The organism is Hungatella sp. L36 (assembly GCF_014288035.1).
Genome location: NZ_JACOPC010000008.1, coordinates 83,478 through 108,169 on the forward strand (window position 1 = coordinate 83,478; position 24,692 = coordinate 108,169).

Below are 24,692 nucleotides of genomic sequence, written 5' to 3' on the forward strand. Positions count from 1 at the left end.
AGTCTGCCTGCTGTGTGTCTGTATCAAACGCTTACAGCCCGGCGTCCCTGTCAAGGGGCCGCCGGGCATAATGCCTGATGTCTATGCGCGGGGAAACGCATTTTAATTTCCATCGCTGAACAGTATTTCCGCCAGCGCCCCCACCAGTACCGTATTTTCCTCTATGCTCTGTATAGTCAGAAGCGCATCGCCTCTCTGTTTCTTTACCGCCTCTAATATCGCTTCCTTCTTATCATAAGAAATCTGCGCCCTGTTTAAAATCTCGAATGCCTGATCTGCCCGGTCCATAGAGGCCATCTCCATACCGGTTCCAAATCGCACCTCCACGGTTTTTACGGAGGGGATTCCCGAAAGCTCCAGTGTCAGATTTTTTCTCACCTCATCGTAGGAGACAACCGCGTCCACACGCTCTCCTTCGACGGTCACTTCCGGAACCACATATTCCACATTCCGGAAATTCAGCTTCCACGACCGCATTTCCGGAACCGCACTCCGATTTCCTTCAACACCTCCAATTACGAAACGGGTAAGCGGGCTCCACTCCAGGGAAAGCCGCGTTACAGACCACCTGTCATCATTTTCTCCATCTGCTTCTGTTCTCCCGTCGTCTTCCCATACGCTGAAACAGCCGTCCGCGCCAGGGAAAATATCGGCCGCCATGCAGTTCGGATTCCCCGTGCCTCCCATCCTGTCAAGGCTTCTGGGAATGATCGCTCCCGCCTTTGCAAGCACCGGCATCTGCTCTAAGGTGCGGTAAAGCATCATCTGTTTTCCGCCCTGATATATCCGCGAATTCTGATAATCAAACCAGATTCCATCCGGAATCCAGGCTTTCACGCCCGCCAGATCCGCCTCCAGATCCATCCGCTCCGTTATGGGCGCGGCCAGCAGTTCCGAGCCGAAATAATATTCATTCGGAAACTCATAGGCCTCCTTCTGTTCCGGCTCCTCCCAGTACAGCGGCCGAACCAGAGGACATCCCTCGAAGCTGGCCCGGCGGTTCGCAGTATAGAGATAGGGGATCAGTTCATGACGGAGCCGCAAAAAGTCTCCCATAATCATCTCGGCCCGCTTATTGAAATTCCAGGGTTCCTTGCCGCTGAACGGATTGGAGGTGCTGTGAAGCCGGTTGATCGGTGAAAACACGCCGAGCTGCACCCAGCGCGCCGCCAGTTCATCGTCCCTGGCCCCCATCATGTGTCCTCCGATGTCATGGCTCCACCATCCATATCCCACGTTGCTTGCCGAAGCCGTAAAATACGGCTGAAACTGAAGACTCTCCCAGCTTATGATGGTGTCCCCGGAAAATCCGACGGGATACCGATGGCTGCCAATTCCCGCATACCGGGAAAATGTAAGGCCCGCGCCTCCCGCCCGCGTGCTGTCCAAATAGTGGTAATGGTTCAGCATCCAGAGCGGATCCAGGCCGGGAATCCTGGTTTTCTTCCCCTGCTGCCAGTCCACCCACCAGAAATCGACGCCGTCCTCTTCCATCGGGTGGTGCAGCACATCGAAGTACGCCTCCAGAAACGCCCGGTCCGTCACGTCGAACTCTACCGCTGTCCCGCCTGCCGGATCGATTCCCAGCGCCTCCGCCATTCGCGGATACGCCTCCTCATGGGCGCGCACCCCGTCCGCCGGATGGACATTCAGGGTAACCTTCATCCCCTGTTCATGGAGCCACGCCAGAAACTCCGGCGGATCAGGGAACAGCTCCCGGTTCCAGGTATATCCGGTCCACCCGGTCCCATATTTCGGCGGAATATCGACCAGATGCCAGTCCATATCGATGACTGCCACGGAAAATGGGATCTGCTCTCTTTGAAAGCGCACCATCAGCCTCTTATACTCCTCTTCCGTATATCTATGGTACCGGCTCCACCAGTTTCCAAGCGCCCACCGCGGAAGCAGAGGCGTATTCCCGCACAGCCTGTAAAAATCGCGGATACATTCCTGATAGCGGCGGCCATAACCGAAGAAGTAGAAGTCCAGCCCATCTCCTCCGCGCAGCGCAACCCAGCCGTCCTCTCCAATGACCATGGACCCGCTGTCATCAATCACAGTAAAGCCGTCTCTGGAAATCATCCCGTGCTCCAGGGGAATCGCACCATCCACCTCATCCAGCGTGCGCGCAGTTCCTCCCAGATCCTTACTCTCGTCTCCCCAGCGCCATAAGCGGCTTTCTCCCGTCTTCGGATCAACGATCGTTCGTATGCTTAATCCGTCTTCAGCAAACGCCCCGCCCCGGTAACGCAGCTGCAAAAACTCCGTAGTAATCGTCAGAAAACCGCCGTTCCATGCGGCTTCATATTTCGGAACCGTAAATTCCCGGTTCATTACGATCTGCGTGGCCCGGTCCTCAAAGCTACCGTTTTCGCTGTATTCCATACGAATCAGTGAGGACGTCAATACGGTGAAACGGCAGTTCGGACCCTGTACAATGGCACGTTCCCTGCAGGCCGGATTTCCATATCTTTTTATATCTCTTACCATGTAATCTCCTCATTCCAGAAAAGCCGTACAGGTATCTGTACAGCTTTCCCTTTTTATTAAAAAATGCTCTGGTTTTCCATTAATTCACGCCGCGCGTATAGGACCAGGTCTCGTTTTCTCCCAGCTTCACCAGCCGTTCCTCATTTTTCCATTTTACCAGCAGTGACCGCTCTTGAGCAAGCAGATTTTTCACGAAAATGGTATTTCCCGCCACCGTATATTCAATGCCGTACTGCGGATTTTCCAGCCTCACTCTTCCGTCTCCGGCGAGCATCGGCTCTATCTCTAAATCAGCCTGAAGCGCAAACCGCACACCCGCGTACCCGGCGATCAGATTCCAGATAAATACACAGGGATACTCGTAATAATGGGCCGCTCCGTGCCAGTTTTTCTCACTGAGATAGTAAACGTAATTCATGTCATACCGTTCCCCCATCCGGTATTTGTCCATCCTGGCCTGACGGCAGACCGCCAACAGCTGTTGTTCCAGAATATCAGTTCTTCCCTTTTCTCTCCAGTAGGCAAAATCCCAGCACCAGTATCTGCCGGCCGCACAGAGGTCATACGGGCCTCCCGAACCGATCTCCGACTCCGTATAATCTGAAATTCTGGCGGAAACGAAGCTGGGGAAACGCTGAAACTCCTCAAAACACGCCTCCATCAGACGGATCACGCTCTGCTCCTGATCCGGATTTGTATAATGAAACAGCGCCGGAAGCTCATTTGCCAGAAGGTGGATATGGTCATGGGACACCGAATTTCTGTCCACCCAGTCGATAAACCGCTTCTTCGACGCATCCCAGAAGCCGGTGGGAAGCGCCTGCACCAGGGCGTCCTTCAGCAGGCCCGATACGGCCCGGTAATGCGCCTCCTGTTTATCCCGTTTTAAGACCGCTTCCAGCCCGGCCATGATTTCAAATGACCTGGCCGCAAGCGCCTGGGCCATACATTCCCGGCCGTCCTTGATCACCTGATCCTCGTAATAAACGTCGGACCACAGCCGGCCCTGTCGGTCGATACAGCTCTCCACAAGGGACAGGGAGTTTTCCAGCCCCTCGATATGGCCGCGAAGCCAGTCATCGTCTTTAACGGCTGCGTAATAAAAGCATGCAGATTCAATGATTTCGATATTCCCGGTCACGAGAAACATCTCCGCATTCTCCGAGTTATCCAGGCTGTTCCGCCTGACATGGTACTCTCTGGCTCCGTTCGGCTGAATGGCACACGGATCACGGAACGCCTGCTCCGGGTCCTCCGCCATCAGCTTAAGCTGCAGTTCCATCATGCGCCTTACCACAGCCAGATCCAGTTCATCCGCCATGGCCAGGCGTCCCTTGATCTGGAATTCATGGTCCACATCCGGGTATGTTCCCGCATAGGCGCCCTTCTGAAGCGTACTCACCACGTAACCATCGCTGTTGGAATACGATTTCGCCCTCGTCCGTTCCACCACAGAGGGCAGAAGCGTTTCCCAGTAAAAATGGTAATACGTATCCCGGAAGATATCCCCATTTTCGAAGTCCAGCTCCATGGAATTCCCCATCACATCACAGTGCGGCGGGCCGTCAAATTCTTTCCATGCCAGCGGGGATATAGCATCCCCTATATCTGCTGAAACGGTCACCTCCATTTCATCTGCACTTATGTGAACCTGAAATGGCTCTTTCGATGTCACCTCATAGGAGCGGTACTCCCCCTGCCCATGGAAGGGCAGGATAAAGCACCGGGTAACGGGCGGGAACTCCACCGCGCCGTCGTAATTATGGATCAGATACGGATCTCCCTCTTCCCTGCTGATGCAGTAAATGAGTGGTCTGATTCCGCTGCAGGTAATCTTTTTCTCAGTCATAATCCCTCTTATTTTGTCTTATTCTTATACTCTTCCGTCCAATAAGCTTCCACCTTATTCATCCCCAGCTCATCAATCTTCTGAATGAATTCCTGGTACACGGACTCAAAGTCCTCGGTAAAGATCATTTTTACGGAATACTGCTGCAGGAGGCTGAACGCTTTCTGTCTGATAATTCCCTCTTCAGATTCCGGTGACGGGTCCTGAATATCCAGTTCCGGACGGAATTCCACATACTTTCCGAACTGTTCATTGAATTTGTTCATTCTCTCATCCTGGTCGTTCCACCACGGCAGGTTCCACAACAGCTCGTTGCAGGCGATCCAATACTCGCCCAGTCCATTTCTGGAGGCAACGCCGCCCCAGTCCGCGTTCTTATCCTTCACATACTCTTCCAGCAGAACCGGTTTTCCATCTATCATATGCCACTGGGCGCCTGCTACCGCGTCCTGATACGTATCGCCTTCAATGCCCCATGATACGTCGCTGTGTCCCTCTACAGATGCCAGATATTCCAGGAAACGGATCGCTCTCTCAGGGTCCTTGCAGGTCTTCGGAATCACGGTCGCCAGCCAGCCGGCTCCCGTTCTGATCTGTCCGTATGTCTCAAACGGAGGCAGAATCTCGTAGGTAGTATCCGGGTTGTCTCCGGGCACCTTCTCGCCGTCGGAGATCGTCCAGCAGTAGGAAATCACATCGCCCTGCTCAATCTTAGCCTTTCCTACATCCTTTGTGTCAATGAACGGATCTTTTGTTAAAATTCCTTCCAGATACATCTCATTTAAATACTTCATCGGTTCTTTGAACTTGTCGTCACGGACCACCCACTGGATTCCCCCGTCCTTCTCAGAAAAGTCGGTGCTCAGCCCCATCTGGATGCCATAGTGGGAAAGCTTCGCGCTCTTTCCGAACTCATCGGCGGACATGCTTCCATCGGCGGGATAAAAACCGATTTTATCCGGATGGTTTTCCTTCATCTGCTTAACGGCGGCGATGAATTCGGTCATATTCCTGATCTCCGGACGGCCAATCTCATCGTAGTAATCTTTTCTCACCGTAATAATTGGCTGGTTCGTTCCCACGATCTGATCGTACTCTCTCGCAGCCTTCTGCCATGCTTCACCCTGAATCCATGTGGTAAACTGATACGTCTTCCCATCCGCCATCTGATAGTTGCTTAAGATTTCCTTTGGAAGAATTTCACGCATCTTCGGCGCATACTGGTCGATCAGCTCGTCGAGCGGCCACAGCATCCCCGCCTCGGCCATCTTCTTTAAGGCCGCGTCATTTTTGTCCAGAGTCAGAATATCGGGCAGCTGATTGCCGGCGATCATCATGTTCAGCTTCTGGCCGTCGTCAACTACGGGTTTCATAAAGTTTAAATCAACGCCTGTCTTCGCGGTCACACGCTCTGCCGTGGCATCGTTCCAGTCCAGCGAAAACCAGGAAAAGTTGGCGTAATACCCTAATTCTATGGGCGAGGTGTCTTCCTTCCATTCCAGACCTTCCGGATCCGCCTGCCAGCCGATTCTTTCCCAATCCATCTCAGACTGGAAGTTCGATGCAGCCGCCTCCGGCGCCTGTGTCTGCGGTTCTGCTTCCGTTGTATCTGCTGCCGCAGTCCCCGCTGTGGTCTCCTTAACCGTACTCTGGCCGCCCCCGCAGCCTCCCAGCATACCTGCTACCATAGCAGAGCACACCATGCATGATAATACACGTTTCAACTTTCTCATATTCCCTATCTCCTTTATGTATGGTTATTGATTTACTTTTTATTGGCAGATTTTCAGCCGTGCATCTTCCTGTTTTTGAAATATACGAAAATAAGAAGCCCGGGCGTTCCGCCCTATGACAGTTTGTATGGGTACACTTATTCTTTCACCGCTCCCAGCATCATTCCCTTTAAGAAGAACTTCTGGACGAAGGGATAAATAATCGTTACCGGAAGAATCGACACGATTAACATCGCATACCGGACCGACTCCATGGTGGTACTGCTCTGCGACGGCACGGCGATCATCTTCTGCAGCGTCTGCTGCGCCTCGGCCAGAGACATGGCCCGCATCAGGACGGCCGGCAGTGTCATCAGGCTCTCGTTCTGGATAAAAAACGCCGGGTGGAACCAGTCATTCCAGTGCCAGACCCCTACAAACAGCGATACCGTGGCAATCACCGGCGTTGACAGCGGTATGATGATCTTAAACAGGATCGTAAAGTACCCCGCTCCGTCCATCTGCGCCGATTCCTCCAGCGCCGCAGGCAGTTCCCTGAAAAATGATATAAACAGAATGATATAGTAAAACTGAAAAATGTTAGGCAGGATATAGACCCAGAAGGAATCCAAAAGCCGCATCTCCCGGTAAAGGAGATAGGACTGCACTACTCCGGCTGAAAAATACAGCGTTATGACGCCCATAATCATATAAACCTTCCGCCCCTTTAAGTTATCCTTGGACAGCGCATACGCCGCCATGGCCATACAGAAAACGGCCAGTACCGTTCCCACAATACTCCTGAGCATCGTCATTATGAAGGCCGGATAGATTGCCTTGTTCTGGAAAACGATCTTGTAATTCTCCAGGGAGAACTTTCTCGGCCAGAAGTAAAGTGCCTGTTTCGCCGCATCCTTGCCGTCATTAAACGAATAGATCAGGCAGTAATAAACCGGATATACGGTCACGATCAGAACCAGAATACACAATACAGCAGTAACGATATTAATGATCCTGTCCTCTCTCGATCTTCCTAATTTCATTCGAAGCATATCGTCACCCTCCCGTTAAAAGACGCTCTTTCCAAATACTTTTTTTGATATTTTATTGGCGGTCAGAAGAAGCGTCACCGAAAGTACGGACAGAATCAGATTCCCCGCCGCCGCAAAGGAAAACCTCAGCTGGTTTAAGCCTTCATCGACAATGAATTTCTGGATTACATAGGATTTCGAATAGTTAAAGGCATTTCCCAGCAAATACGACTGGTTGAAGTTGGAAGCCACCGGTCCGCCGCTCAGTAAGTTTCCGCAGTTCATAACGAAAAGGACTCCGGCCGTCCATGCGATAGACGGAAGCGTGATCTGTGTGATCCGTTTTAGACGCCCGGCGCCGTCCACGGCCGCCGCTTCGTAGATATCCTGGTTGATGCCCGCGATGGCCGCCAGATAAATAATCGCATTCCAGCCACTCTCCTGCCAGCAGTCAATCCACACGCCGATCCACCAGAAATACTTGGAATCCGCCAGGAATTCGATAGGCATATCCGTGATATGCAGTCTCATCAGAATATCATTGATCAGTCCCTTGCTGTCCAGAAACACGATCCAGAGCGTCGCTACAATGACGTAGGACAGGAAATGCGGTAAGTAGCTTCCCGTCTGGGTTGCCTTCTTCAGCCACTTAAACGGCACCTCATTGATAATGAGCGCCAGCAGAAGCGGCGACGTAAACGTAAAGAAGAACTTCAAAAAACTCATTCCAAGCGTATTTTTCATGGCGAGATAGAAGCTCTCGCTGGAGAACAGCTCCTTAAAATACTTCATTCCTGCAAATGCGTGGCCGAAGAATCCATCGGTCAGCGAGTAATCCAGAAAAGCATTTGCCAGTCCCATGACCGGGATATAGGAAAAAATAAAAAAGAAAACCATGGCAGGAATCACCATTAACTGCAGTTGAAACTGCCTCTTTCCCACCCTCTTTTTTTTCGGTAACTTTTTCATAAACACATACAAAGCCTCCTCCTTCTGACGTTTTTTCCCGTTGCAAAACTAAAAAAACGCTTTATAATTGAATATTGGGAACATTCCCGTTTGCCATACTGCATACCTTACCAGGTGCTCATAGTATATCACACGGTTTTTGTAAAAGAAGTACACGTTTTTTGGAAATAGTACAATAAATATAGTTGTTTTCACGCAACAGCCATACTTCGGAGGTCCTGCAAATGGGATTAATCAAAAAAATGCATTATAAATCGAAGCTGATTCTCTGTTATCTTGTCCTTGTCTCATTCCCGCTCATACTCTGCCTTGTCCTGCTGTATCAGTCCATCGTAAAGCCGGTCCGGGAAAACGCCGTGAGCGCCATCGATCAGAGACTGGATCAGGAACTGAACACCATCAATTCCAAAATAGAAAAGATAAGAAATGTCTCCTATTTAGTCTCCACCAACACGGTCATCAATAAGTTCTTCGTCCCCAAATTTTACGGCGATCTCGAATTAATTGAGATTCTGAACAACGATATCTCACCTCTGCTCTCCTGGCTGGAAGCCTCCAGTCCGGAGATATCCTACTACCACTTTTTCACAAATAACCCCTCGATTCCGGAAACCCAGTACCTTCATCAGTACGATGACTACCGCTCAGAGCCATGGATGCAGGAGATGGAGAATTCCATTTTTGACAAAGGCTATTATCTGGAGCCATGCCACATAAACCGCAGCTACAGCTACGGCTACGGCGGAGAAGACCAGATGGTCTATTCCCTGTTCTATCCTCTTCTGACCTCCAATAATTTCCTGGAGGTCTGCATCAAACCATCCGTATTTTTCGAGGACATGAAGACCATACCGGCCATGGAATCCGGTTTTGTGGCGGCAGTAAACAGCGACGGAAAGATCATCTCCGACCTCCCGGCAAAGGTTACCGCAGATTTCCGCCATTCCCTGGAGCAGAGACTTATGGAGGGAGACTGTCTCTCTGACAGCGATGAAGGCCCGTTCCTCGTCTCCCTGGCACAGACAGAGTATCTGATTTCCATCAAGCAGATCGGTTCGCTGGACAGCTGGATCCTGTGCGCGGTTCCGGGTGCCGAGATCGTCGGCCCGGTTCTAAAGGCTCAGCAGTCGTTCACCCTGGTGATTTTAGCGGCAGCCATCGGCATCGTGCTGCTCTCCTACCTTCTGTCCACACTGCTGATCCGAAAGATCAACACGATTATCGATGCCGTACATAAGATTCAGGAAGGCGATTTCCACGTCGCTATCCCGGTAAACGGGGAGGATGAGATCGATCAGCTGGCCACCGACATCAACTATATGTCATTCAAGATCAATGAGCTGATCAACCGGGTGTACAAAGCCAGGATGCTGCAGAAGGAGACGGAGCTTTCCGCCCTCCAGGCCCAGATCAATCCTCATTTTCTCTTCAATATCCTGGATACCTTTAAAATGATCGCCATCATCCACGACCTGGATGATTTCTCCGACAGCATCGCCGCCCTGGGGAATCTGATGCGCTACAACATCTCCCCGGCCAGCTACCACTGCACGCTGGAGCACGAGCTGCAGATCATCCGGGACTATATCAATATCCAGAATTTACTGCTAAACAACCGGGTCACCCTGCTCCTGTCGGTGCCGGACAATCTGCTCCGCTTTGAGATTCCCAATTTTATTCTTCAGCCCATTATTGAAAATTCCTTCGTCCATGGATTCGAGAATAAGCTGAGTGAGCTGATCATAAAGGTGACCATTTACAGGGGAGATTCCAGCATTATCATTAAGATTGAGGACAACGGGACAGGAATCAGCGGGGAACAGCAGCAGACGCTTACAGCTGCCATGAAGAAATCCACGGAAACACTGGAGGTCGAACCCATATCCCTTGAACCGCAGGAGAGGGAATCCTCCCGATCCGGTAAAAGCATCGGCATTCTCAACGTAAACCTGCGGCTCTTCCTCCTTTACGGAAGGCACTATTCCTTTACGTTTTCCTCCTCGGACTTAGGCGGCGCCTGCAACACGATCTCCCTGCCCGTCTCCATACCAACAAAGGAACAGGAAGAAAATTTTCTTAATGAACGGAGTAAGTTATGACACTTTTGATTGTTGAAGATGAAGATATCATAAGAAAAGGACTAATCGTCACCCTGCGGAAGCTGGAGATGGACTTTGAACACATCTACGAGGCCGGTGACGGAGAAGAGGGGCTGCGTCTCTGCCGGGAGCATGCTCCCGACATCATCATGACCGATATTAAAATGCCGCTCATGGATGGCCTGACATTTATCCGGGAGAGCCAGAAACTTCTGCCGGAAGGCCAGTTTATCATCCTGAGCGGCTACAGCGATTTTGAGTATGCCCGCACGGCCCTTCAATATGGAGTAAAAGACTATCTGTTAAAGCCCAGCACCAAGAATGAGATAAAAGAAGTGCTCACCCGGGTGATTGGACAGCTGAAGGAACAGCAGTCACTCCGCCTGGAGCTGACTGAACGGATCCACACCTATGAGAAAAAGCTGGACCGTTTCCAGGAGCTGCTGCTGGGCAATATCCTGTCCGGCCGTTATCCGGCCGGGGAGATCGGACATTTCCTCTCCCACTACTCCATTGCATTTCCGGAGGAGTACATGGCGGTTGTCTGCATCAAGATCACGCCTGCTGTTTCTTCAGACGGGTCCTCGATCGACTATAAAAACCATTTTCTGTGGATCGTCTCCCGTTTTGAGCCCTATGCCGCCGTTTACCAGGCGGATATCCTGTCCGTCTATAAATGCCTCCTTTTTAACTTTTCACGCCTCGATTCCGGTTACAGCCAGAAGATATGGCAGAATCTAGAGGAAGAGATCCGGGTATACGGCCAGAAACACGGGCTGCGGATCTGCCTCTCCATCAGCCGTGTGGAAAGTTCCAGGGAATCGCTTCCCGCCATGTATCAGGAAGCGTGCATGCTGCTGCATTACCGGCTCTTCCATCCGGAGGCCGTGGCATTTTACCCAAAACGGCAGCGGAACACGGAGACACGAACTCCCGTGATTCCCTTAACCATGATCGAAACGCTGTACCACTACTTCATTGGAAACAGCCAGTTTGATCTGCGCCAGAACTTCTACAGCTTCATCCATCACATCCTCAGCGTAGAGAATTCTTCCCCCGGCTACGTCTGTGACTGTCTCGACAGGCTGAAAGATACCTTTGCCCTTCAGGCCGCCAAAGACGGTCTCGAACCGGAGAGCGCCTACCGGATCGAATTATCCGTTTCCGAAGCCATGACGGCGTGCGATTCCCCTGATGCCCTGACGGATATACTCTATGCCCGGTTGATGGATTACTGGAAGCGGAAAAAAGACGGAGCCGCCCCTGCCTCCCACATGGCCTCCTCTCCGGTAGACCAGGCCATCGCCTACATGGAACAAAACTATTACCTGGATCTGGATTTGAGTATGATCTCCGACCTCATCTCCATGAACAGCAGCTACTTCAGCTCCCTGTTCAAAAAGAAGACCGGCCTGAATCTGATTAACTACCTTCAGAATGTGCGGATTGAAAAATCGAAACAGCTGCTCTTGAACACCAATCAGAAGCTGTACGAAATATCAGAGGCTGTCGGGATTCCCAACGTCAAATATTTCTGCAAGCTTTTTAAAGACTACACGGGCGTCACCCCCTCTGAGTTCCGAAAGAAGGAGCATTCTTCCTAAAAAGAATAAAGGAATCAGAACGCCTCCTGTCAATGAGGTGTGTCTGATTCCTTTTATCCTGCAGTTCTTCGCAAATACACGTATCTGATCTCACGTCTGCGGGAAACCTCCTGTCTTCCAACTAAAATCACGCCAGGAAGGAAAACTCTCCAAAATCGATGGACAAATCTCCATAAATTCCCACTGGAACGGTATCGTGCAGACCATATATCCCTATATCCGGATTGTCGCCGTCAAAACAGTACGTCAGGATTCGTCCCTTTAACGGATCAACGATCCAGTATTCACGGACGCCTGCCGACCAGTATTTATTCAGTTTCGTCGAATAGTCTTTCTTCCCTGTGCTCTCGGATATGATCTCCAGGACAAAATCAGGGGCACCGGTTACGCCTTTCGCTTCCACGCGCGTCTGATCGCAGATGATCATCAGGTCAGGCTGTACCACCGTTCTGTCATCCGAGTCCAGAAACACATCAAATGGAGCAAGAAATACATCACAGGGTCCCCCCTTTCTCCTGATGTACTCTTTGATCTGAAAGTACAGTTCTCCGACAAGCTTCTGGTGAATGGGGCCGGGAGATGACATATAGTAAAATTGGCCGTCAATTAACTCGGCCCTGAGATGATCCGGGAGCGCATAGTAATCCTTCAGGGTATACGATCCCTGAACCGTATAATGAAAAGCTTCTTCCCGCATACTGCTGACATACGGTCCGTCTTCGTCGCGGTAAAACGTCATCCCCAGAACCGTCTCCAGTGCGAGTATCGTATCGTACTGCGGCGACTTCGTGGCTCCGCTGAATATCTTATTAACGGTCCCCAGCGGCACGCCGGACCGTTCAGACAGCTCCTGGTTCGTCATTCCCAACTCTTTCTTTCGTTTTTTCAACTTCTCCAGATTCATCATAGCCAATCTCCTTCCGCAGTTTTATTTACTTTATTATACCATTTTTACCTTTTACGGTCAAGTGTTCCGATATAATATGGTAATATTTGTGCGGCAGTTCAGATCATCCTTCAGGCTTTCAATTTCACAGACGTCAAACCGGGAGGACAGACCTGCGGCATCGTGCCTGTCTCAGGAACCGGCAGGACAGGCCGGATTCCGATCACCAGACCGTTCCTGACCTTTTCCCGGCAGAGCTTCTCCTCCGATTTCCACGCGTTCTCCTCTCTGTCCAGTTTCACCACAACTCCCTGGCCGCACCAGCGCTTCACCATGCTTCTCGATACTCCCAGCCGGTCGGCCAGCAGGCTGTCCAGTCTCAATACCATGGGAAACGGAACCTCCAGCTCAATACGCCGGAAGCTGCTTTCAGCCGGGAGGACGTTTTCCTCGGCTCCTGCCTCAGCACCTTCCTCTGCGCCTGTTTCAGATTCCGCTTCTGCCTCTATCCAGTACCCGCCTTCCGGCGTCACTGCTTCCGCTCTGTTTTTTACAAATAAATCCATTCGTCTTCCGTAGGATTCTGCCAGCAGGCGGTCGTTTGCCTGGAAGCCGGCGTACTCCTCTTCCGGTATCGCACTCACCGGGCTCCGCTCAAAAATGCTCATATTCCAGGTGGTACTGCATTTCTCGCAGCGGTAGATCAGCCATACATCCACGTTTTTCCCATTAGCATTTACGCGGAATTTCATGCTATTTATAAATTCACGTTTTTCTTTACATTTCGAGCAATTCCGTCTCACCGTGGGTACGGCCTCCGGCACAAGCTTCCAGCGTTCTCTTCTTATTTTTTGAATATTGTTCTTCATAACAGTCCCTCCGGAAACCACTCTAACACGGCTCCGGACGAAGGCATACCTCGTCGTCGGTTCTGTCTGAAAGACGCGGCACATTACACGGTGGGAGATTGGGAGGTATATACAAAAACGATGTGCCGGGGTTCTTTCTCGGCTTTGGATGTGGACCGCGCAGGGAGAGTTCATATCCCAGTGTGCCGCCGTCTGGATACTCACCATAAAAATGGCCGGGAATGGCGAACACATGCATTTGGTGTCCGACAATCCCGGCTATTTTTATGGTGAGTAGGAAGCGGGGCGGACACGGGATATGAACTCTCCCTGCGCGGCCCCGCTTCCAAAGCCGAGAAAGAACCTCGGCACATCGTTTTTCCATACTATTGTTTTTCTTTATTTTTTTCTGATAAAATGATTCTCTGAATGCTCTTTTCCGAAAGGAAGTACTCCTCCGCCAGCGTCTTCACACCGAATCCATCCAGATATCTACGATAAATCTCTTCGTTGCGGGTCTTAAGCTCTCCCCGAAAGGAGGTTTCTTCTCCCCACTTCTTCTTATTCTCTTCTTTTCTGGGGATGTAGACGTATCCCCCATCCATATATTTCTGGATTGCTTCCACCAGTTCTTCCGGCAGAACCTCCGTTGCTTTCCGATAGCGCATCGCTGCCTCCTAAACATATTTTACTGTCAGGAATAGCAAAGGCTATACAATTACTCATATTATCTTTCACTGCATAGGCCTGTTGCTATGCAGTCTTAACCTCTTTCATCATAAAGAAACGGCCCCCTCTCTATCTATTTGCATACAGGATCGTTGTGTTTTCCTGTCTCCATACCACTTCCACCTCAGTAAAACCAGCCTGTCTTAACAGACGCTTCTGATTATCCATGGTACACGGCATGTCAAAATGGTAATATTCCCCCTTAACAAGCTTCAGTTCTTCCTCCAGGCGCTTTTTCTCCGCGACGAAATAGTCCTCCTGCTCCTGCGTTTCCGCCATGTAGTCACATTCGATATAGCAGCCGCCGGCCTTTAAGGCACGCCATAATTTTTCATACAGCCCCAGCTTCTCCTCATGGGTAAAATGATGCAGTGTCTGAAAGGAAACCGCAGCATCATACCGTTCCGTCCCCAGCTCGCAGGCCATGTAGTCCGCCTCGATCAGAGTTACATCCCGGTCGGAATACTTTTTCTTCAGCCGTTCCAGCATCGCGGGCGTCAGATCGATTCCTGTGACGGCAATCCCCGGGTTCCTGGTCCATATTGCCTCCAGCTCCAGTCCGGTTCCGCATCCCAGATCCAGAAGTGTCTTCGTCTTTTCCGGCACGAGCTCCGCCATCTTTAAATAGCCTTCCCGGCACCCTTCAACCTCATGAATCATATGATCATCATAGATATCAACCCTGGCTGTAAAGAAATCCGTCATTTTTTCCATACTGTCCACCTCCCGGCCGCAATTTTAAAACCGGTGCGGTGAATATTCCGGCACGCCCCAGCTTCTTTTCCAGTATACTCTGAAGACTTCGGGAAAAAAACCTCAAGTTTCCGGCAGAAACAACTTTAAGCCGGCTTTCGCACACAGACGCTGTGTCGAGTATACAGAAGTTTGCTCCGCCTGTCAACACGTGGTCTCTCTCCAAAATTTTCCTATTTCCTCTGCCGACAGTTCTTCCACAAATTCCTTCTTTATCTCCAGGAACTGTTCCAGCTCCAGCAGAATCTGAAACAGCACCGCACGATTTTCAAATTCTTCCCGAAGCTCCGGAAGGGGCTGCTCCCGCATAGCCTCCTTTACCGCATCCAGGGCCTCAAGCAGGCCTACGGCGTTGTTATACTCATGAAAGCCCCCGCTGATCCGCTCCATCAGCTCTGCAATCGGCTGCGCCTGGGAAGGCAGTTCCCCCAGATGCTTTAACTCCCCCTCGATCCGTCCCAGGACAAATGCCTGTGTCCGCCTCATGTTCATATACCGGAGGTAGTATCTCGTCTCAGTGAGAAGCTTATTCTCCATGTCCTCATACGCGCTCTTCTCCCCCTGTTTCAGCTCTGCGTCAAGCTCTTTTAAAAGGGAGGAAAGCGGCGGTTCACCGTCTGCCAGCCCGGCATCTCCGCCCTTTCCAGTGGTCAGCTGTCCCGCCATCTTTCGCAGGATCTCCTTCATATGGCTCTCGATCCGGCGCTGGCTCGTTCGGATTAAATGTACCTTTCCGGGAATATAGAGATTGAGAATCACACCGATTCCCGCGCCTATGGCCAGAAGCCCCAGTTCATTGGCGATATTGGCTCCCGTCATGGAACGCTCTGCCAGGAAATGAGTCATCAGCACCGTATTCACAGAGATCCCCTCCTGCATTCCAAACGCCATACAGGCCGCAGAAAAGAACAGCAGAAAGACGCATACTGCCAGGGGGCCGTACCCAAAGGCAGAAAAACCTGCCGCGGAGATGGCCAGTGCCATGACAAATGACAGCAGCCGGCGTGCCACTACCCGGATCGTCTCCTTCTTTGTATCCTGAATGCTTAAAAGTGTGATCACCCCGGCGGATGCGCTGTAACGTAACCCCATACGCTCCGCCAGGACGATAGCTAAGCCCGCGCCCACGGCGATTTTGATGACTTTTACATAATCCGGCTTCTTCACGATTTCACTTCCTCCTGACGATTCTTAAAATACATTTTCTTCACTTCCATTTCTTATCATTATTACCTGTCCCTGATTAAAATACAAGTTCTCTTCTGCTGATTTTTTCTGATAAATATTTCAATCCGAAATATTTCAATCCGAAGTTTCAGGTCCGGAATTGCAGTTTCTAAATTTCATACCCACGATTTCGTGGTACAAAATTTTCAGTCTGTTTTACGTATTGACCATAGTTTTTTTCTGTGATACGATTTTACGGGCAGCACAATACAGTCAGAAAGGAAGCACCTATCCATGAACTTTGCAGCACTCATGCAGTTAAAAGAAGAATGGACCTCATTTAAGGTACGCCATCCGAAATTCCCCTCCTTCATGAAAGCGGTCCGCGGACGCGCTCTGGCTGAAGGAACGGTCATCGATATCCGGGTGACGGCTCCGGATGGAACCGTACTGAATTCCAATTTGAAACTGAAAAAAGAGGACCTGGATCTGATCCGCCGGATACATGAGCTGATCTGATGCATAATGGTCCTCACAGTCTTATACTTCTATGGTCTTCGCCGTCTTATTCAGAAAACGGTCGTAGACGACGATCTGCACCTCATGTGTTCCGGCAGACAGTCCGGGGATATTCAGCTGAATTTCCCCATCAGCGACCGTCCCGCCGGAATACTGAAATATCCCATCCACGAAGATCTCCGCCTTACAGGCATTTTCTCCAGTCTTATACTGTATCTCCAACTGCTCCCCATTCCTTCCTGCCTCCGCCTCCAGTGACGGCCCATTTCCGGCTTCCAGCTGTATACCGCCCAACTCCGGTTTCCTGATTGTAAATTTCTTCCTCAGTTCATCGACGTACGCTCCCTTTACCCGGATCGCCTCCAGTTTCCCCGCTTCCGTATTTTCCCGCAGCAGATTTAAATAACCGATGCTCTCAGGGTCCCATCCGGTTACCAGGGAACAGATGGTATCGACCGCCACTGCATCCGTTCCTCCCATGATGACGCCCATATTCATTTTATCGGTCTCTTTCCGCTCGTGCGACATGGGAACCGGTCCGCTCTGAAAGCCCTGAAGGCCATCCACGATCACGTAATTCACCGGTCTGGCCATATAATAGTCGTAAATCCACCGGTCCAGCTCCCCGTCCGTAATCTTGTGGGATACCATGGCCGTCTTGCTGGGGTTATCGGGGGCCACTCCGTATAGATTCCCCGGCGGCGTGCCGATGCTCACATTTTTGATTCCGCCCGTGACCACCACACCGGAAGAGGTCTTGAGGGTGGGAATGCTGATTACCACGTCGGCCTCATAGAGAATCCGGCTGAAATAATACGTTTTATGGAGCAGACCGTCCGGCAGCTCCACCTTTACCACCTCCGGCGCGTCAAAATCCTGCCACGCCCCGCAGTCTTCCTCCAGACAGAGGAACCCATCCACTCCCTCCATATAATCCGGAGTGTAATGGAAATAATTCATCACCTCTCTGGTCGGCCCCGTCGCAGATCCCTCCATGATATAGACCTTTCCATCCGGATTTAACTCCCTTACCATTTTTAACACGGCCTTTGTGACACGCCAGTCCACCGTTATCCCGTTGACCTCCTGATCCAGCAGCTCCCCCGTGGAATCCACAATCATCTGGACCAGATTGGGCTTCAGTACCACAGTCTGCCCATTTTTCACGACAGTTTTCAAATCGGAGGCCGCCATCCTTACCATCGCTTCGATTTCCTCCTCCGTGATATCGGCGGCCCTTGCTTTCTGCGATTTGGCAATCGTGACGGTTGAGCCGTGAAACGCGGCTTCTTTTATGGTTTCCGCGGCCATCCCCTGCTGATTTTGCGGCACTTTCTGCTCCACTGGTATCGTTTGTTCCTGGCCGGTCTCCCTTTCCGCCACGGTATTCACCGTGGGCGCCGCCTGTGCCGGGCGGATCTGGCATCCATTTAAAAGCGTCATGGGCACCGCCATATAGATCCATAATTTCTTCATTTCCGTACCCCTTTTCCTCTATGCTGTACATCCGTTTTTTGTCGAATTGTGTCAGTATTGATTCTACAGGGGGCATGCATCAAAGTTGCATCATCCAATCTGTTTTTTTCAAACTGATGCATTTATGGAATGACTTCTGAAACTGATTCGTGTATAATGTAGGAAACAGCAGCTACAGCAACTGGATTCCATTGCAGCCTCCGGCCTGAGGAGTTACCATGAGTCTTCGTAAAATAATATCCCGGTTTCAAAATTCAATCTTTGCACGGTCCATACGCCATGGATTGACACTCGCTATCCCATTTCTGATCATGGGATCTTTTTCTCTGCTTCTCAATAATTTTCCCATTGACAGCTATCAGATCTTTCTCGCCTCCTGGCTTGACGGAGCTGCTGCGGAGCTTTTAAACACCATTTACATGATCAGTCTGGGTTCCCTTGCCCTGGTTCTTACCATCACCATCAGCATCTCCTACGGACAGCTGGCTGAGACAGACCAGCTGCTGCTCTATCCCGTGGTCTCTGTCTGCTCCTATCTGGCCTTCTGCGGAGGAATTGAGGATCAGACGGACTATATCTTCAACGCGGAGTGGGTCTTTACCGCCATGTGCATTACCCTGCTGTCCTGTATCCTGTTCCAGCGGCTCTTAAAGCTTGGACGCCGGTTCGAGAGACTGCACACCACGGGAGCAGACTATCTGTTTAACACTTCGATCCAGAGTCTGATTCCCGTCATTGCCATCACCCTGCTTTTCACAATTACGGGGTATTTCGTCCGCATCACATGGAGTGACAGCAATATCACGAATTTCGGTTCCTACCTGTTTCTGAAACTCTTTGACGGAATCAGCGGGAATTTGTTTGGAATCCTTCTGTATGTGATTATCACACACGTCCTCTGGCTCATGGGAATCCACGGCACCAATACGCTGGAGGCTGTCTCCAGACAGCTGTTTGAGCAGAACGTGGAGATCAATCAGGCCCTGATGACGGCTGGAAATCTCCCTACGGAAATCTATTCCAAGACGTTTCTCGACACCTTCGTATTCCTGGGCGGCTGCGGAACCGCCTTAAGCTTCGTCCTTGCGCTCTGCATCGCCTCGAAGCAGAGCCATAACAGGAAGATCGCCCATGTGGCGCTTCCCTCCGTACTGTTTAATATCAGTGAAATCGCCGTTTTCGGTTTCCCGATCATCTTTAACCTGACGATGGCGGCTCCATTTATCATCACCCCGGTCGTCCTGACAGTCACCAGCGCACTGGCCATCCGTCTCGGCCTGGTACCCGCTGTGACCCAATCCGTGGAATGGACCGTTCCCGTTCTGCTCAGCGGATTTAAAGCCACCGGATCCATCGCAGGCAGTTTGATGCAGCTGTTCAACCTTGTGATCGGAACGCTGATCTATATCCCGTTTATCAAACGCAGTGAAAAGCTGGAGACCGGCAAATTTACACAGGCGATCCGACAGATGGAGGCAGACATGGCCGCTGGTGAGAAGCACGGGAATCCACCCAGCTTCTTAAGCCACGATTACCCTTGTTATTACTACGCCAAAAATCTCGCCATGGATTTACAGAACGCCGTAAAACGGGGGCAGGTTCAGTTATACTATCAGGCGCAGATATCCCGCGACGGGACGCTTCATGGAATGGAGGCTCTTCTGCGCTGGAAGCATCCGGTCACCGGATTTATCGCTCCGCCCGTGCTGGTGGGGTTGGCCTATGAAAATGGATTTTTAGATGAACTCGGCTACTATCTGATTAAACGCGCCTGTCTGGACGCCCAGACCATGGCGAAGCTTTTAAAGAAAGACGTCTGTCTGTCCGTCAATATTTCCTCCAAGCAGATCAAGAGCAATGGATTTTTCGACACGGTTCTCACTCTGATCCGGCAGTATCCCGCCGATCACATCCGCCCCGTTTTCGAGATCACGGAACGGGCGGCAATGGAAATATCGGATGATTTGAAAAACGAGATGGAGCACTTGCGGAGCCAGGGCGTGGAATTCAGTCTGGACGACTTCGGAATGGGCCATAATTCCCTTATTCAGCTGCAGGAAGGCTCCTTCGATGAGGTGAAATTAGACGGCAATCTGGTATCCCAGCTTATGACCAATAAGCGCTCCCGTGAAATTGTCTCCGGAATCATCACAATGGCCCGGAATTTAAACTGCCGTACCGTCGCCGAATTTGTGGAAACCGCGGAACTGCGCGATGTCTTATCGGAGCTTGGATGCTCCATCTACCAGGGCTACTATTACAGCCGCCCGCTGCCGCTGGAGGACTTTATGGATTATATCACCCGGCTGCCCGAAGAAGGAGACGCTTCTGATCCTCAATAATTCACAGAAGAAAAGGAATGGCCGGCATGCGAATCATCATGCCGGCCATTCCTTATTTCAAGTCAACCACCAGATACTGATCGGAAACGTCAAACTCCCCCTTCTCCATCTGCCTGACGCAGTACTGAGCCACGTATTTCACGACCGCGTACATGACCGGCTCAAACAGATAGATTTTCTTCTTTCCTTCCGGAGTTTCCACGGTCACACTCTTTACGACATCCTGCAGATAAAACAGCAGTTCGTCCTTCTTTGCATACAGAATCCGGTCATTTTTCAAAAAGCACATCACATATGCAGCTTCTGCCAGAAATTCCTCTTCCCCTGGAGTGAAGGATATCGAACTGCCGCCATTCTCACTGCCGGTTACATCAGCGAAGCCATCGGTCAGCATTACCATTCCATGGGCCATCTCCACGCCCTTTTCAGAGAGCTTCGGGCTGTATTTTCTGCACTCCAGATCCAGTCTGCGGCATTCCTCGCTGCAAAACAGGGGAATTTCCTCCTGGTCTATGATACCTGAGGAGATCAGTCTCCAGAGATTCTCATCTAACTTCTCATAACCGGTGATACGGATTCCATTTCTCCTGCATTCCTTTATAAAGGAGACGCCATGATTTCTGTAACCCGCGGTTTTGGCCCTCTCTGTGATTCTGCAAATCAGGATACCGTCCCGTCCCAAGATGGTAATTACCAGCGTCCCCGAGCGGGAAGTCATATCCAGACGCACTTCTCCTATTTCCTGCACGGAATACTCCTGCCGTTTTTTCACGATTCCTCTGATCTGTATCCTGCGATTCTCCAGAATCACTCTTCCCTGCCATCTGCAGGCCGCCGCCAGAAAGCTCAGGGCGGAAATACAGCCCAATGCGGTTATGAGGCTCCGGCTCTCCAGCCATTCCACGGTAAGCATCAGCAGAAGTCCAAAGACCATACCGACTGCATTCAGTACGGAAACACGCTTCTCATAGATTCGCAGCACGATCCGCCTTTCTGTACTGTCAGGTATCCGGTATACACCGATGGGCGGAATCACCTCCACGCCTCTCTGGATCAGCCGCCACAAGAGCCTCTCACACTCTGCCGGCATCTCGTATACAGTAAACAATTTCCCCTCTGCGCCGTAAAAGACACAGCCGGATATTCTCCACTTCACTCTCGTCACAGCCTTAAGTGATACGATTCGATCCGTTCCAAACAGCCGCCGGATCACCACCGTCTCGGGATGGACGGTAAGAGACCAGGAGCCGTAGGCGATCAGGTAGATTCCGGGCACAGAAAACAGGATCAGAAATAGAAGCATAATCCCAATGGAGGCCGTCGGATTCCCGTGCATTCTCGAATACAGGCAGAAAGCGGCCATCGCGATTCCAAAAACGATACTTGCCGCACCTATGTATATACAGCCTCGCGGACCGTGTATGGTGTATTGCTCTTCCTGCTTTATTTGCCTATTTCTGTCTTTCATCTGCATCCGTCCCATAATTTTCTTCCAGATACGCTGCCCATGAGCGGTAAAACTCCTCTTCCGTCATTTGAAATGTCTCTTCAAGCTTTTCCGGCCGTCTGACCAATTCCATCAATTTTCCGTATCCATATCTTGCAGTCACATACTCCACCACTGTGTACGAATACTGATACCCGTCCCGCCGAAAAAACTCCTGGAAGTCAGCCCCGGTGTCCAGATCGGCCAGTGCCGGCACGCGGTTGTTCTTTAGCCCCTCCGAGACCGTATTTCGAATCCATGCTTCATGATTGTCTTTCCCCTCGTAGGAGGCAATTCCCTCGTCGAGCTATCTGGGGATGTGTGGGTTTATCTCTTTTATCAGAACGTGTGTAAACTCGTGAACGACAGTGTTTATCACCTGTTCGTAATTCGATCCCGGCGGCGGATTCAGCGGCGACGCTATGACTGTTTTCCCCGCCGCAATTCCCCCTCTTATCCATTCAGGAGCGTCCTCGATTCCAAGGGCCAGATTCAATTCCGCCCGATCCGAGCATATCTTAACTGTCGTTTTCTGTTTCAGCTCTCTGCCTGTCTTTTCTGTTATATCGGAGTATCGTTCTTCCAGTAAATTCAGCACCTCTTCTACACAGGTCCTCTCGCTCTCATGATACTCTGCAATAAAATGACTGCTCTCACATACAAAGTCCATTTACCTGATCCCCTTTTCTTTTTTTCTGCTCCCCACATCCCCATCTCTCTGCGAATCCCAGACAGGCAGCTGCAGCACAAACGTACTTCCGCCCCCATCCGTGTCCTTCACCGTCAGTTTTCCGTGATGCAGCTTAACCAGCTCTACGGCGATGCTCAGCCCCAGCCCATAATGCGATTTGTCATTTCTGGACTTATCCGCGCGGTAGAACCGGTCAAAGACTCTTTTTTTATCTTCCTCCGAAATGCCGCAGCCATGATCCTCCACCTCGATGAACACGTGCTTTGCGTCCGACCGGACAATGACGGCGATCGTACTGCCCTCCGGTGAGTAGCTGGAGGCGTTATCCGTAAGAATCGTCATAAGCTGCATCAATCGCTGGCGGTCCCCGCAGACCTCCGGCAGTTCTTCCTCCTGCAGCCTTAATTCAAACGGCTGATTCTTTTTCCTGCACAGCTCTGCCAGGGCATCGTAGTTTGATATCAGAAATGTATCCGTCATCAGAGGTTCCGCGCGCATGGTCCAGGTTCCCGCGTCCGCCGAAGCCAGCTGCAGCAGATCATCGATCAGGACCGTCATCCGTTCCCCTTCCTTCTCGATTCCGGGCAGAAACTGCTTCGCCTTCCCCTCATCCATGGAAACCGCATGAATCCCCGCACGTATTACGGTAAGCGGCGCCCGCAGTTCGTGAGAGGCCGCCGCGATAAATTCACTCTGCCTTTTAAGGCCAGTCTCCAATGGCTTCAGACTGTGGTTCACAAAGGTACGGCAGATAAAAAACAGAATCACCAGCCCCATCAGATTTACCGAGAAATACAGCAGTACGGAATTCCGGTAAACCTCCTTTTCATCTGTCAGTGCTTTCAGGATCAGTATCTTCTGTTCCGTTCCATACGCTTTTTTCAGATAGATACTGCCGTAATAGTGTTCCCTCTGGTCCCCATATATGGAATAAACCGGACTTCTCACTTCTCCCGGCTTACTTCCCGGTATTTCTTCGAAAAATCCGTCCTGCTCTGCAAAATGATTCAGCTTTTCAAACAGCCTGTCCCTATCGGTCAGAGGCTTCCAGGCGCCTTTAAATGACAGCGGAACAGAATTACTGGACACAGAGATCATCATATTCTCACTGATTTCACTTTGAGCCAGCCACATATGGGAGATTTTATTACTGTCCCTGATCGTATCCACCACATTGCCAAATACAGTCTGATACCGGCTGATATTATTCGTCTCGTACTGATTTAAAGACAAAAGAAGCAGACCGGTCACAATAAGACTCAGCAAAAGACCGGTAGCCAGCACATAAGCGCCGACCAGTTTTCTCCTTAACTGCTTTACCATGGCCGCTCCCTTCTTCCCTACTGCTCCGGCTGCTCTTCCAGAGAATAGCCCACAGACCTGACTGTTTTAATAGTCACACTGCTCCCCACCTGTTTCAGCCTTCTTCTGAGAAAATAAATATAATTGTCCAGATTCCCCTCTTCCACCGCGCTGTCAAGTCCCCATACCCGGTTCAGCAGCAATTCTCTCGTAAGGATCTGTCCCTTGTTCCTGATTAAAAATTCCAGCAGATCCATCTCCTTTTTCGAAAGCTCCACCTTTTTATCCTCTTTCCATAACACCCGGCTGGACAGATTCATGGTCACATCCCCACATACCACCTGCCGTTCAAACTCCATCCGTACCGGCCGCCGTTCCAGTGCCCGGATTCTGGCAAACAGCTCTTCCGGTGCGAACGGCTTAACCAGATAATCATCTGCCCCCGCATCCAGACCGCCGATTCTGTCTTCTATGGTGCCGAGAGCCGTCACCATAATAACCGGTGTCGCCATCCCCTTCTGTCTCATGCGCTGCAAAATCTGTATTCCATCCATTCCAGGCAGCATCCGGTCCAGAATCACCACATTGTATGCCTGCATACCCAGATAATAAAATGCTTCCTGACTGTCCTGGCAGATATCCGCCAGGTAGCCCTTCTCCTCCAGCCAGAACCCCATCAGCCGGCATAATTCCATATCATCTTCCACCGGCAGTATCCTCACAGCGCGTTCTCCTT

Annotated in this window: 20 protein-coding genes; 4 read left to right on the forward strand and 16 right to left on the reverse strand. The window is 50.9% G+C overall.

What is annotated here, in order from left to right; all coding sequences use genetic code 11:
- Positions 1-102 precede the first annotated feature (102 nt).
- The 5 genes from H8S80_RS18925 to H8S80_RS18945 form a co-directional block, all read right to left on the reverse strand.
- Positions 103-2,493, reverse strand: a complete 2,391-nt coding sequence (locus H8S80_RS18925; RefSeq protein ID WP_117621414.1) for a glycoside hydrolase family 31 protein — start codon at positions 2,491-2,493, stop codon at positions 103-105.
- 79 nt (positions 2,494-2,572) lie between these two features.
- Positions 2,573-4,342, reverse strand: coding sequence for a glucosidase family protein (locus tag H8S80_RS18930; protein ID WP_117621415.1), 1,770 nt, complete (start codon positions 4,340-4,342; stop codon positions 2,573-2,575).
- A gap of 8 nt (positions 4,343-4,350) precedes the next feature.
- Positions 4,351-6,075, reverse strand: a complete 1,725-nt coding sequence (locus tag H8S80_RS18935) for an extracellular solute-binding protein (RefSeq protein WP_117621416.1) — start codon at positions 6,073-6,075, stop codon at positions 4,351-4,353.
- 137 nt (positions 6,076-6,212) lie between these two features.
- Complete coding sequence (locus tag H8S80_RS18940) at positions 6,213-7,106, reverse strand: carbohydrate ABC transporter permease (RefSeq protein WP_034535342.1); 894 nt, start codon at positions 7,104-7,106, stop codon at positions 6,213-6,215.
- Between the two features lie 15 nt (positions 7,107-7,121).
- On the reverse strand, positions 7,122-8,054 hold the full coding sequence (locus tag H8S80_RS18945) for an ABC transporter permease subunit (protein WP_063828829.1): 933 nt from the start codon (positions 8,052-8,054) through the stop codon (positions 7,122-7,124).
- Between the two features lie 224 nt (positions 8,055-8,278).
- Here H8S80_RS18945 and H8S80_RS18950 point away from each other — a divergent pair, with 224 nt between their 5' ends.
- On the forward strand, positions 8,279-10,153 hold the full coding sequence (locus H8S80_RS18950; RefSeq protein ID WP_117621417.1) for a cache domain-containing sensor histidine kinase: 1,875 nt from the start codon (positions 8,279-8,281) through the stop codon (positions 10,151-10,153).
- Positions 10,150-11,757: a response regulator gene (locus H8S80_RS18955; protein ID WP_117621418.1), complete on the forward strand. Its 1,608-nt coding sequence runs from the start codon at positions 10,150-10,152 to the stop codon at positions 11,755-11,757. Before H8S80_RS18950 ends, H8S80_RS18955 begins: the two co-directional genes overlap by 4 nt.
- A 127-nt stretch (positions 11,758-11,884) precedes the next feature.
- On the opposite strand, the gene H8S80_RS18960 is transcribed toward H8S80_RS18955, so the two are convergent.
- The 5 genes from H8S80_RS18960 to H8S80_RS18980 form a co-directional block, all read right to left on the reverse strand.
- Entirely contained in the window at positions 11,885-12,664 is a 780-nt protein-coding gene (locus tag H8S80_RS18960; protein ID WP_117621419.1) for a Uma2 family endonuclease, read from the reverse strand.
- A gap of 110 nt (positions 12,665-12,774) precedes the next feature.
- Complete coding sequence (locus H8S80_RS18965; RefSeq protein ID WP_181987898.1) at positions 12,775-13,512, reverse strand: DUF1062 domain-containing protein; 738 nt, start codon at positions 13,510-13,512, stop codon at positions 12,775-12,777.
- Between the two features lie 365 nt (positions 13,513-13,877).
- Positions 13,878-14,159 (reverse strand): CD3324 family protein, encoded by a 282-nt coding sequence (locus tag H8S80_RS18970; RefSeq protein WP_002601129.1) that lies wholly within the window; start codon positions 14,157-14,159, stop codon positions 13,878-13,880.
- A 130-nt stretch (positions 14,160-14,289) separates the two neighbouring features.
- A complete protein-coding gene (locus H8S80_RS18975; protein ID WP_117621421.1) occupies positions 14,290-14,934 on the reverse strand; it encodes a class I SAM-dependent methyltransferase in 645 nt (214 codons plus the stop codon).
- A gap of 183 nt (positions 14,935-15,117) precedes the next feature.
- A complete protein-coding gene (locus H8S80_RS18980; protein WP_117621423.1) occupies positions 15,118-16,140 on the reverse strand; it encodes an aromatic acid exporter family protein in 1,023 nt (340 codons plus the stop codon).
- Positions 16,141-16,434: 294 nt separating this feature from the next.
- Between H8S80_RS18980 and H8S80_RS18985 the strand changes: the two genes are divergently transcribed.
- Positions 16,435-16,659 carry a hypothetical protein gene (locus H8S80_RS18985; protein ID WP_002601132.1) on the forward strand — a complete coding sequence of 75 codons (225 nt, stop codon included), beginning with the start codon at positions 16,435-16,437 and terminating at the stop codon, positions 16,657-16,659.
- Between the two features lie 21 nt (positions 16,660-16,680).
- Here H8S80_RS18985 and H8S80_RS18990 read toward each other — a convergent pair whose 3' ends face one another.
- Entirely contained in the window at positions 16,681-18,135 is a 1,455-nt protein-coding gene (locus H8S80_RS18990) for a DUF362 domain-containing protein (RefSeq protein WP_117621424.1), read from the reverse strand.
- Between the two features lie 218 nt (positions 18,136-18,353).
- Here H8S80_RS18990 and H8S80_RS18995 point away from each other — a divergent pair, with 218 nt between their 5' ends.
- Positions 18,354-20,477 carry a PTS sugar transporter subunit IIC/EAL domain-containing protein gene (locus H8S80_RS18995; protein ID WP_181987899.1) on the forward strand — a complete coding sequence of 708 codons (2,124 nt, stop codon included), beginning with the start codon at positions 18,354-18,356 and terminating at the stop codon, positions 20,475-20,477.
- A 52-nt stretch (positions 20,478-20,529) separates the two neighbouring features.
- On the opposite strand, the gene H8S80_RS19000 is transcribed toward H8S80_RS18995, so the two are convergent.
- The 5 genes from H8S80_RS19000 to H8S80_RS19015 form a co-directional block, all read right to left on the reverse strand.
- Complete coding sequence (locus H8S80_RS19000) at positions 20,530-21,945, reverse strand: hypothetical protein (protein WP_147338534.1); 1,416 nt, start codon at positions 21,943-21,945, stop codon at positions 20,530-20,532.
- A complete protein-coding gene (locus H8S80_RS34325; protein WP_243007867.1) occupies positions 21,929-22,180 on the reverse strand; it encodes a hypothetical protein in 252 nt (83 codons plus the stop codon). Before H8S80_RS34325 ends, H8S80_RS19000 begins: the two co-directional genes overlap by 17 nt.
- Positions 22,181-22,270: 90 nt before the next feature.
- Positions 22,271-22,633, reverse strand: a complete 363-nt coding sequence (locus H8S80_RS34330) for a hypothetical protein (RefSeq protein ID WP_243007868.1) — start codon at positions 22,631-22,633, stop codon at positions 22,271-22,273.
- Positions 22,634-23,977 carry a sensor histidine kinase gene (locus H8S80_RS19010; RefSeq protein ID WP_117621426.1) on the reverse strand — a complete coding sequence of 448 codons (1,344 nt, stop codon included), beginning with the start codon at positions 23,975-23,977 and terminating at the stop codon, positions 22,634-22,636. It lies immediately after the preceding gene.
- A 17-nt stretch (positions 23,978-23,994) separates the two neighbouring features.
- Positions 23,995-24,678, reverse strand: coding sequence for a response regulator transcription factor (locus H8S80_RS19015; RefSeq protein ID WP_181987900.1), 684 nt, complete (start codon positions 24,676-24,678; stop codon positions 23,995-23,997).
- Positions 24,679-24,692: the final 14 nt, after the last annotated feature.